9 protein-coding genes are annotated in these 9,900 nt (G+C 65.5%); 5 read left to right on the top strand and 4 right to left on the bottom strand.

Annotated elements, in window-relative coordinates:
- Together ABD160_RS33120 and ABD160_RS33125 are read right to left on the bottom strand one after the other, a co-directional pair.
- Positions 1-869 (bottom strand): hypothetical protein (locus tag ABD160_RS33120; RefSeq protein WP_344030661.1); only part of this gene is annotated, 869 nt, incomplete at its 3' end.
- Positions 870-902: 33 nt separating this feature from the next.
- Positions 903-1,961: a glycoside hydrolase family 16 protein gene (locus ABD160_RS33125; RefSeq protein WP_344030664.1), complete on the bottom strand. Its 1,059-nt coding sequence runs from the start codon at positions 1,959-1,961 to the stop codon at positions 903-905.
- A 1,439-nt stretch (positions 1,962-3,400) separates the two neighbouring features.
- Between ABD160_RS33125 and ABD160_RS33130 the strand changes: the two genes are divergently transcribed.
- Positions 3,401-4,240 (top strand): alpha/beta fold hydrolase, encoded by an 840-nt coding sequence (locus ABD160_RS33130; protein ID WP_344030667.1) that lies wholly within the window; start codon positions 3,401-3,403, stop codon positions 4,238-4,240.
- Positions 4,241-4,344: 104 nt separating this feature from the next.
- On the opposite strand, the gene ABD160_RS33135 is transcribed toward ABD160_RS33130, so the two are convergent.
- Complete coding sequence (locus ABD160_RS33135) at positions 4,345-4,551, bottom strand: hypothetical protein (RefSeq protein WP_344030670.1); 207 nt, start codon at positions 4,549-4,551, stop codon at positions 4,345-4,347.
- Positions 4,552-4,800: 249 nt separating this feature from the next.
- On the opposite strand from ABD160_RS33135, the gene ABD160_RS33140 reads away from it, so the two are divergent.
- A complete protein-coding gene (locus ABD160_RS33140) occupies positions 4,801-5,967 on the top strand; it encodes an MAB_1171c family putative transporter (RefSeq protein WP_344030673.1) in 1,167 nt (388 codons plus the stop codon).
- A gap of 17 nt (positions 5,968-5,984) precedes the next feature.
- Here the strand turns inward: ABD160_RS33140 and ABD160_RS33145 are convergent, their stop codons facing one another.
- Positions 5,985-6,464, bottom strand: coding sequence for an XRE family transcriptional regulator (locus ABD160_RS33145; protein ID WP_344030676.1), 480 nt, complete (start codon positions 6,462-6,464; stop codon positions 5,985-5,987).
- A gap of 478 nt (positions 6,465-6,942) precedes the next feature.
- Between ABD160_RS33145 and ABD160_RS33150 the strand changes: the two genes are divergently transcribed.
- The 3 genes from ABD160_RS33150 (at position 6,943) to ABD160_RS33160 (ending at position 9,881) form a co-directional block, all read left to right on the top strand.
- Positions 6,943-7,200 carry a hypothetical protein gene (locus ABD160_RS33150; RefSeq protein ID WP_344030679.1) on the top strand — a complete coding sequence of 86 codons (258 nt, stop codon included), beginning with the start codon at positions 6,943-6,945 and terminating at the stop codon, positions 7,198-7,200.
- Between the two features lie 6 nt (positions 7,201-7,206).
- A complete protein-coding gene (locus ABD160_RS33155; protein WP_344030682.1) occupies positions 7,207-7,590 on the top strand; it encodes a hypothetical protein in 384 nt (127 codons plus the stop codon).
- 164 nt (positions 7,591-7,754) lie between these two features.
- On the top strand, positions 7,755-9,881 hold the full coding sequence (locus ABD160_RS33160) for an ATPase (RefSeq protein WP_344030684.1): 2,127 nt from the start codon (positions 7,755-7,757) through the stop codon (positions 9,879-9,881).
- Positions 9,882-9,900: the final 19 nt, after the last annotated feature.

The raw sequence follows: 9,900 nt of genomic DNA on the forward strand, positions 1-9,900 counted from the left end.
TCGTCGCTGCTGCCGGTGCTGGGTTCGTCGCTGCTGCCGGTGCTGGGTTCGTCGCTGCTGCCGGTGCTCGGCGGCCGTGCTTCCTCTCCCCGCGGGCGTCCGTCGTCGTTCAGATCGGCGAGCTGGTCGAGCAGAGCTTGGGCGTCTCGGTCGGCCCCCGTGAGGAGTTCAAGAGCTTCGACGAGCTTGTCGAGCTGCGCAGCAGCGTCTTCGGGGGAGCTTGTGCAGTGGTTGGTTGAGTCCGCTGCGTGGAGCATGGCTCGGCCGCCCGCTCCGGATCCGAGCGCGGTGCGAAGGGCGCTTGGCCGGGCGGATTGCTCTGGGGCCTCGGCGGTCATCATCTGTGGTCCGGCTTCGTCGCCAGGGTGTGCGCGGAACGGGCTGCCAGGAGCAGGAGCGGTGCGGGTAGGAGCGCGGCCAAGCGAGGGGGCCGGCCTTTGGACATCAGCGGCGGTGGGCCCGTGCCCGTTGCGGGCGAGGATCCGGGCGACACGCTGCATCTCGGGGTCTTCTGTTGTGAGCAGGGCGTCGGAGGTGTCGACGGCGAGCTGTCGCCACCCGGTCTGCACTGCGGGTGTGAAGCCTGCGGCACGCAGGGTGGCCGCGACGGAGGAAGCCCGAGGGTCGTTGCCTTCTGCTGTAGTCACCAGCGTCAGTAGCTCGCGTGCTTCGCGGATGATCTCGGTGGCTTGGTCGAGCTGCTGGGGCGAGAGCTGCCCCGTGGTGGCTGTGGTCCCTGCGGTGTTCGTCTGGGTGCAAGTTGACGAACGATTGCCGGTGCCGTCCTCGCTCGGCGGTGGCGCTATGGCGGGACTGATGGTCAGAGTTGCTGCGAGTGTGGCTGCTGCCACGGTGCTCAGTGCTGGCATCCGGGATCTCTCCAAAGTAGGTCAGGCATCGGGTTATTCGTCGGAGTCAGAATCGCCGTGGCCGTTCCAATTGTTTTCCTCATCTGTCGCAGTGGTCGAGGAGTCGGCGTCGGTCGAGCCTTCGCTTCCGCTGGACTGAGTGGAGGCAGACTCACCGTCGTCAAGCGACCATTGTTTAACCCAGTCATATTGGACTTGGCCGGATTCACTGTCGCCCTTGGGAAACCAATCGAGCTGCAAGCACAGGTGCATGGGACCAGGAGGTAGAATCCCGGTGTCCGTGGTCTTCCACCATTCGTCTCCATCTAGAAAGGCGGTAATGGAGTCGGGCGTCCACTCGACTGCGTAGTTGTGCCACTCGGTGGCGTCGACTTCTACTTCGCCGTGCACTTGCGAATTATCTGCGCCATAGTGCAGGAAAAGCTCAACCTTCTCTCTGTCTGGGTCCATAATTTCGGCGAAATCGACTTCGCCGCCCACTGGGAAATTCTCGGCGGTCGGCCACAGCAAGGCCAGGGCGTTGTACGAAGGTGATCCCTTCGGGGCGCGCATCCGTACTTCCCATCGGCCGTACTGCTGGCTGCCCTCGGTCCAAGCCATGCCTGCGGTGGTCCCGTCACCGGTACCGTTGATAGTCAAGATCCCGTCGGCGGTCGATGCCGCGTCGGGAGAGCGGGTGCCGTTTCCGGCATGCCCTGGGCCGTCGTAGATGTTCCATCCGGACAGGTCACCGTCGAAGTCGTCAATCAGGTCTGGTTCGCCCCAGTTGAAAACGTCACCTGCGGTAGTTCCCTGCTCGCCCGTGGTGGCCCCGCTGGATGTGTCGTCGGATGCGGAAGCACTGTCGTCGACCGATGTTGTGCAATCGTCAGGGACAAAGGAAGGCTGATCGACGCCGCGGTTTTCTAGTGTTCGGCGTAGGGAAGCGGCGCGATGATCGGTCTCCACGCTGACCTCCTGGTACAGAACCCGGGCTGCGATCCGCCAAGAACAGGACTCCGGTGCTGTGGCCGCAGGTGCGGCCGCCCCGGGAAGCGATACCGCGATGGAAAATGCGGTGGTCGCCGCGAGTGATAGGCGGTTCAGCGCCATGATTACTCCGTATCGGCGTCGAGCGGTGGCAACATCGGGTCTCCCTTTCACGGGTCGGCATTGAAATGGCGTTAGCAGGCTCCGCGGTGAGTGCGTCTGTGGCCGCTGGCTCTAGGGCCGGTGAGATCGATGACCAGCCCGCCCGTCTGGTTGCGGGTGATTGGGATCCGCAGGCGTTTCCACTCTGAGTCGCACGCAGCCCAACCGGGTGCGACCGGACTCGGTGCTGCGGCAGGGACGGCTTCCCCGACCGGCTCATGGTCGGGGGGAGCGTGTAGCGGCCAGACGACCTGTTCGACGCGCACGTACGGGGTGACGCGCACCCTGAGGTCCACGGTTACGTGTGTGGGGTCCGTTCTCTGGACGGGCCCGGCGGTGGCGGTCTCCGCGCGCTGTCGGCCAGTGCCGTCCCAGCCGAGTTGATCAGTCTGAACGTCGGGCAGGTAGCGGGCCAGCACGGCTGCCCGCCGCTGCGGGTGTTCCTCGTCCCAGCTTTCAAGATCGAGCGCGAACGCCCATGCAAGCGCCGCGGCCTCGGGGTCCTCGATGGGGCGTTCATGCGGGGCTGGTTCCGGCTCGGGCTTGGCATGACGACCACCGCCGATCGCGCGGCGAGGTCGTGGAGTCCATGTCTCATGAATCTGGCTCTGAGGTGCCTCGTCTCGGTGGACGGGGCCCGTGGAGTCCGCTTGCTGCCACCCACCTCCCCGCGGGTAGTCGTGAGTGGGGCCATCGGGAACGGGAGGGAGTGGACCGGTGATCTCGGTCGCTGTCTCGGGTGGAAGCGGAAGCGGGTCTGGTCTCTGGGTGTAGGCCGGGGGGGCGTCCGGGGAGGCCGTTGCGGCACGGTGAGGCGGCGCCCAGGGTGCGAGCTCGGCGCTGTGCCCGCTGGCGGGTTCGTGTGGCGGCGGGCTGGGCAGAGCAGGTGCTCGACGCCGTGCTGGCCGGTAGATAGAGGTGGCTTCGGCCAGGACGTGCGCGTGTTCTGCGACCTGCTGAGGGGATAGCTCGGGAGGTCGGCGACGAGTGCGACGTATCGGCATCAGGTGACCCGGGATACGTACTGCGGCGGCGGCTGTTGTGTGTGCATCGGCGGGTGATCCCCTCGGCGGTTGCTGCGCGTGCAGGGGCTGGCACGAGGCGTCGGAGGGCGACGGCGAGCCCTGTTGTCCGGCGATCGACCAGCGACAGGGTTATAGCAGCAAACTTGGGTGCGTGTCGATTAGCTGGCACAGTTAAGCGCTCTGCTGCTGCCAGCGAAGCTAGATCGACTAGCTGTCGACAGGCGCGGCCTGGAAGGCACGTTGCAAGTGGGTTGAGGCACGAGTGATCAGCGGTCGCTCTGAGCCGGTGATCGGATGGGAAGCGCCACAGAGGACTGCACTGGGCGGTACGGTCCGCAGGCCAAATGGGCTAGCGATGCACGTCAAGGGGGCTACGTGAAGGTCGTGACAGGTTGGGCGGAGGCGGGATCTGCCGCGCTCTACTACGAGCGGACGGGCTCGGGCCCACCAGTGTTGATCGTCCAAGGTGGTGTCAGCAACGCTGGTGGCACCCCCGGCCTTGTCGAGCATCTGTCCCGACGGCACGCGGTGATCACGTACGACCGCAGGGGCATCGCCCGTAGTGCTGGCGTAGAGCCCGCGCCCGCGGGTGCGGTCCTGGCACAGCACGCCGACGATGCGGCGTCGGTCCTGATGGCCGCGGCCGGTGAGCCAGCGCGAGTGATCGGAGCCAGTGTCGGCGCGGTCATCGGGCTGCACTTGACGGTGCGCTGGCCGAGCGCTGTTAGCGGTCTACTCGCCCATGAACCTCCCCTGCCGAGCTTGGTCAGTGACCCGGAGCGGGAGCAGGGGTTAGACGACGTCGCGGCGAGGGCGGCTCGGGGAGATCTGGTGCCCGCGGTTCAGCAGATGGCTGCACTCACAGAGCCGGACCCGATGACCGAGCCCGGTGCGGCTGTGGCCGCCCCTTCACCTGATCTGATGAGCGATCTGCGCTACTTCTTCGCTCACGACTTCACCGCGGTCCGGACCGAGGAGTTGCCGGCCCAGGCGCTTGTCGCACTGCGAGAGCTGCGAGAGGTCGGCGGGCCGCTGGTGGCGGTCTCAGGCGGAGAACGCACCCGAGGTAGGTGGGAGTACGAGTGTGCGCGAGTCCTCAGCACCGTGCTGGACGTGCCGCTGCGCGAGCTGCCGGGTGGTCACAACGGGCTGTCGAGTCATCCGCGGACTAGCGGCGAGCGGATTGCTGAGTGGATCGACGAAGGGGCCCTCTGATGTGGGGCCGCGCCGCTCGATCGACTCAGCGTGGTTGGCGGAACGATCTGGCTCTGCGTCGTGGCACCCGGAAGATCCTCCGAGAGCTGGATATCCAACCCCCTCTAGACGTATTCGACCTCTGTGACCGGCTTGGTGAGTTTCGCGGGAGACCGATCAGGCTCGTTGACTACCCGCTGCCCGCGCCCGGAGTATTCGGGTTCTGGCTTGAAGGGGGTAAGGCGGACTACATCATCTATCAGCGAGACACGACGCTCGTACACCAGGATCACATTATTTTGCATGAAGTCGGGCACATCATCAGCGGTCACGGTGGCAATAGTGATGACATTCCCAACATGGCTGGATTACTGAACATTCTACCGCCTGACACATTGCATTCCGGAATGCGCCGTGAGGGGTACGACCATGTAATCGAGCAAGAGGCTGAGATGGTCGCGACGGTAATCAAGGAGTGGTCCACTCTTTTGGATCGTCTCGAATATCAGCGGTCCGAACGACGGTCCGTGCACACGCGGCGAGTGGACGGAGCGTTCGACGATCATCAGGGGTGGCTGTAGATGGCAGTGACGGTGCCAAACTTCATTATGTGGCTAGCAGCGACAGTTGCCGCTGTATGGAAACTGTCGCAAGTGGCTCGTGTCCCGGATGATCGGTACCTGCGTGCGGTGGCAGCGTGCACCTTTGCCGTCTTTGTGGCGCTGTCGGCTCAATTGCTGGCTGCGACACCGGATGGAATCCTGGGCCCGCACCTGCCCAAGCTGGTGCAGAACGTCGTACTTACATTCTTCTTCTCGCTACTGCTCATTGTGCTGCAAGCCTCGGTGTCCTCGCTGGCGGCTACTCGGCGAGCGCGATTCGAGGTGGTACTAGCGGGGATGGTCGCGGCCGGCCTGATCGCGACGTTCGTAGCGACTGCTCCGTCGGATCGAGGTGCGAGCTATGAGGAGGCCGCTGGTAGCGCCCACGTCGTGGTGTTCTTCCTCCTGGGCAACGCGTACATGGCGTACGCGACAGCCCGCGGGGCAAACCTGTCTTGGCAGGCTGCCGGACAGACTCGGTCTCGGGCCCGGCTGAGTCTCCGAGTTGCTGGGATCGGGCTCGGGATTTGCTGCCTGGGTACGCACGTTCCTCGGGTCATCGCGACCGGTGGGTATTTGCTGGGACTTCCGGCGGAGGTCTTGCGGACAGAGCTATGGACGACGCCGTTACTGGCCGTGGGTATCGCGGTGTTCTTCTTGGGGATCGGATACCCGGGCGCGCGCACCGGTATGGTCAAGGCTCATTTCTGGCTCGAAGCACGCTGGCGCTATTTCCAGCTCCGGCCGCTCTGGCTGGTCGTTTATCATGCGTACCCAAATATCGCATTGTTCCCGGCAGTGTCTTGGTGGCGAGAGCTGTTGCAGGTTAGGAATATGCGGCTCCGCTACTACCGGCGAGTGATCGAGTGCAGAGATGGCCTTGTTTGCATGAGTCCGCATCTGCATGTCAATTTTGATAATGCCCGAGATCTTGCCGTAGGAATTCTTGCGCTCGTCAATAACGAAAGTAGAGGGCGCCCCTCGCTTCCTCGTGCGGTGTTAGCGGAACCGACAGGGGAAAGCGTGCAGGAGGACGTTACTGAGCTTCTAAAGCTGTCGCGAGAACTTCGGAAGCTTGGGCGAGCTGATTCATCGGGTGGGACGAGCGGTTCTCAGCTCGGCTCACCGGGACTTGCGGCCGGATAGAGGCACCGGGAGGATCGTCAGTCGCTGCCCTGGTCACTGCTGGACGATCCTTTGCGGCGGCGGCGCGGATTCGCTTGAGCGCGCTGATCGAGATCGCTCATATCCTGAATTAGTCGCGAGATCGACTGTCGAGTCTCCGGACTGAGGTCCATCGCTCGAAGTGCAATATCCTTGACACCGCTATCGCGGAGTGCCTGCATCAAAGCGAGATCTTCACCGGCGTGTTGTGCTTCGGTGGCGTTGAAGAACGGGGAAACAGGCTGGTTGAAAAACTCAGCTAGTGCCTCAAGTACATGATGGGTGGGGTTAGGGCGAGCCCCACTGCGCAGCTGGCTCAGGTAGGGCACCGACAGACTGGGCCCTCCCTGACGGCGGATCCCCTCGGAGATCTCTTCAAGGGTGTACGGGCCCCGGTCGGCCGGATGCACGTGCTTGACCAGGTGGCGGAAGTACCTGGCTACTGGCCCAAGGTCGGCCTCGTCCTCGGCTTCGCTCAACTTGGCCCCCCCGGGTGGTGATGTGCTGGCAACGTCGCCGCCTAGTGAACCTGCCCGCAGCAGAGTTCTCCAACTCGGTACCGGCGGGTCGCACTGGTCCGACGGAGTGAAGTTGCCGCACGTCTGATCACAGAATGTAAGCCCGGTGCCGTTCATGATCCCCCATCCCATACCTTGACCTGCCACGAGCCTCTGTCTTTCAACGGCTGTGCCAGTAGCGAGGTTGACAGATCAGTACCTTGCCAGCATCGTTCAACCGCTTAGTTTTGCTGGCACAGCGATCGGCGTCGTAGGGGGCTACGGGTGCCGAACGCCTACCGACCCGCGGTGAGACCTGTTGGCGGCGCTCATCGCGACCAGGGGGGTGCTGTCCGGGACCGAGTGAGCCCCCTCGCTAGCCCGGACAGCACCCCCGACGACGCACGGGACCACTCGGGCCGCCACGGGTCGATACAACCGCTGCTAAGGGGGCACCTCGATGATCACCCACTATCTGGCGCAAGGGCTCAACACCGACGGGCTGATGGACTGGATCGCCCAGAACCTCGTTCCCGTCGCCGTGATCGGCATCGGTCTGGTCGCGGTAGCCGCCGCCGCGAAGTCGGACATCGCCAAGATCGTTTCGATGATCGTCTGCGTGCTGGTCGCGCTGGTCGTCGTCGGCATCGGACTGATCCCCGGAGCACCGCAGGGAGTGGCCGAGTGGGCCGGAGGACTCCTCACTGGCGGCGGCTGAGTCGTCATGCGCTCGCGCTCCGATGACGAGCTGTACGCGCTGCAGAACCGCTACCTCGGCCCGCCCGGTCGAACCCTGCTGTGGCAGGCCCGCTATGCGGCCTATGGGCTGTGGCTCGGGTACGCGTTCCTGTTCCTGATCATCCGCGCGCAGCTTGGGATCTTCGACGGCTTCCTCGGCTACGGAGTCGTCGCGATCGCCGCCGTGCTCGCCACTCAGTACACGATGCGTGTGATTACGCCGGACCGGCCCGCCGCCGCCGTGCTGGCTCTGTTCGCCGCCGAGCTTCGGGCCCCACGCCCGGAGACGACCACCGTCGTCGCGGTCTCCGACCCCCGTCACGTGCTCGTGTCTCCCACCCGCCCCCGTCCCTGGGAGGACCGCCGATGACCTGGCTCGCTACCGAACCCGCCCCGCCGCCCTCTCCCACCCCCGCGGGCTGGGGGTTTGACTACCGTCGGGACACAATCCCGCCAAGCGGCTCGCGCAGCGAGCGTCGCCAGACGGCGCGCCCGGCCCGGCGAGCCAAGGGAGCGACGGGCGCCGAACCGCGGGTGAAGGAGTACCGCCCGAGGCTGGCTCTCCGCGGCATCACAGGTCATCTGACGCGTACCGAGTCCGGCACGATGGCCTGGTACTCGCTCGCCCCGAGGCCGTGGGCTATGCGCGCAGATCATGAGCGCGAAGCGCTGATGTCTGCGGTGGGTCTGGCCTTGGCCGCGCTGCCGGGCCGCTGGTTGCACTGGCGCGTCACATGGAGGCCCTATCCGGCGGCGCAGTGGGCACGCGCTCACGACGAATGGGCACGCCCCCTCCCGGACCAGCCGGACGGGGTGAGCTGGGAAGAACACCTGATCGCCGAACAGGAACGCGCGCTGGCGGTACCGAAGGCGGTGAAGGAGGTCTATCTCGGCGTCGAGATCCGAGGCGGGCGAAGCAAGCTAGGGAGCCTTGGCGACCAGCTCGTCGCCAGCCGAAGCGCAACAGTCGGACGGCTGGCCGGTCGGTGGATCGAAGCGGAGCTGTCGGCGCTGGATGAAGAAGTCACCCGCATCGACTCGCTGATGGCGACCTCAGCTCTCGGTGGCGAGCCGGTCACCGCGGGGGAGATGTTGCACTTGCTGTACCGATCGTGCGCCCTCGGGCTGCCCCCGGAAGCTGTTATGCCGGCGGCACCGAACTCGAGTTGGGCCACCGAGGACATGGCCGCGGTCGACGGACTGGCCCGGTGGACCGCCGAGCCCTACGCCCCGACGCTGAGGGTAAGCGGCGTAGCGAGCGGGGAGCGCCACGATCGGCACGTCCTCATCGCGTCACTGGGGCGTATGGGGGAGCTGAATGTCCCCGCGGCAGACCTGCCCTGGATGACGGTGGTCGACAACGTTGCTGTGCCGGTCGAGTGGTCAGCCCGGATGCGGGTGCTACCGCAGGAACAGGCTGCTCGCAGCCTGCGCTTCGTCGCGGATCGTGTGGACTCCCAACACCGGCACTACGAGATCGACCACGGGGTAGAGGCACCCCCCGCGCTGGCTCGGCAGATCGAACTTGCCTCGGCGGTGCGCGACGAGCTGGACACAGATCAGACGGGGCTCTCGGCGCGCTGTGAGGGCTGGTGGCGTATGGCGATACCCGGGCGGACCGAGCGCGAGGCCCTGGAGACGTTCGATCAGATCCGCCACCTGTTCCACCCGCAAGTGGCGGTCGAGCGCAGTGAAGGTCAGTACGCACTCGCCCGCGAGTTCATCCCCGGTGAGCCGCTGGCAACGACCGCCTATCGCCGCCGGATGAGTCTGCGGCACCTGTCGATGGCGGTACCGACGGCCACGGAGATCATCGGCGACGACCACGGGCCGATGATGTTCAGCGCCAGCACGTCCGGCCGGCCGATCCCCTGGGACCCCTGGTACGACATGGACACTCAGCAGGTCTCCGGGCTGACGCCCGTGATCGGTGGCCTCGGCTCTGGCAAGACGTTCCTGATGGGCACCCTCGCGGCGCAAGTGGTGCGATCTCACAGCGCCTACGTGACGCTGCTCGATCCTTCCGGCCCGCTCACACAGTTGACAGAGATGCCGGAACTACGTGGTTACGCCCGCGGCCTGTCGCTGATGGACGCGCCACCCGGAACGCTGAACCCGTACTCCATGATCGCCGACCCCGACCGGCGCGACTACGAGGAAGGACTGCGGGGGGACGACGAGTTCCTACGGGACCGGGACGCAGCGCAGGCCCAACGCTCGAACCTGGTGATCAGTGTTCTCACGCAGCTGCTCCCTGCTGCAATCCGCCGAGAGTCCGGAGTCCAACAACTCCTGCTGGGAGCGGTTCATCGGGTCGGGCTCGGGGCCGAGCACGACCTTGGCGAAGTGATGGACGCGCTGCGCTACACGGGCAGCGAGGGCGAGCGACTGGCGGAATCACTTGGTCCGATCCTGTCCCCCTCGGGCCCGGCCCGGCTCCTGCTCGGGGCCCCCGGGTACGAGCGGTGGGCCAGTGACACCGATCAACTGCTCGTTCTGTCGACGAAGGGCCTCACCCTGCCCCGCGAAGGGGTTGACGAACAGGACTGGGGACTCGACGAGCAGCTGTCCTTACCGCTCATGCACCTGGCCGCGTGGCTGGCGTACCGCCGGGTCTGCTGGCGCTCAGCGAAAATGACCAGTTCTGATCGGTGGAAGTGACCACCCTGGCGCGGCCAGA

This window comes from Pseudonocardia kongjuensis, assembly GCF_039526905.1.
Lineage (GTDB): Bacteria > Actinomycetota > Actinomycetes > Mycobacteriales > Pseudonocardiaceae > Pseudonocardia > Pseudonocardia kongjuensis.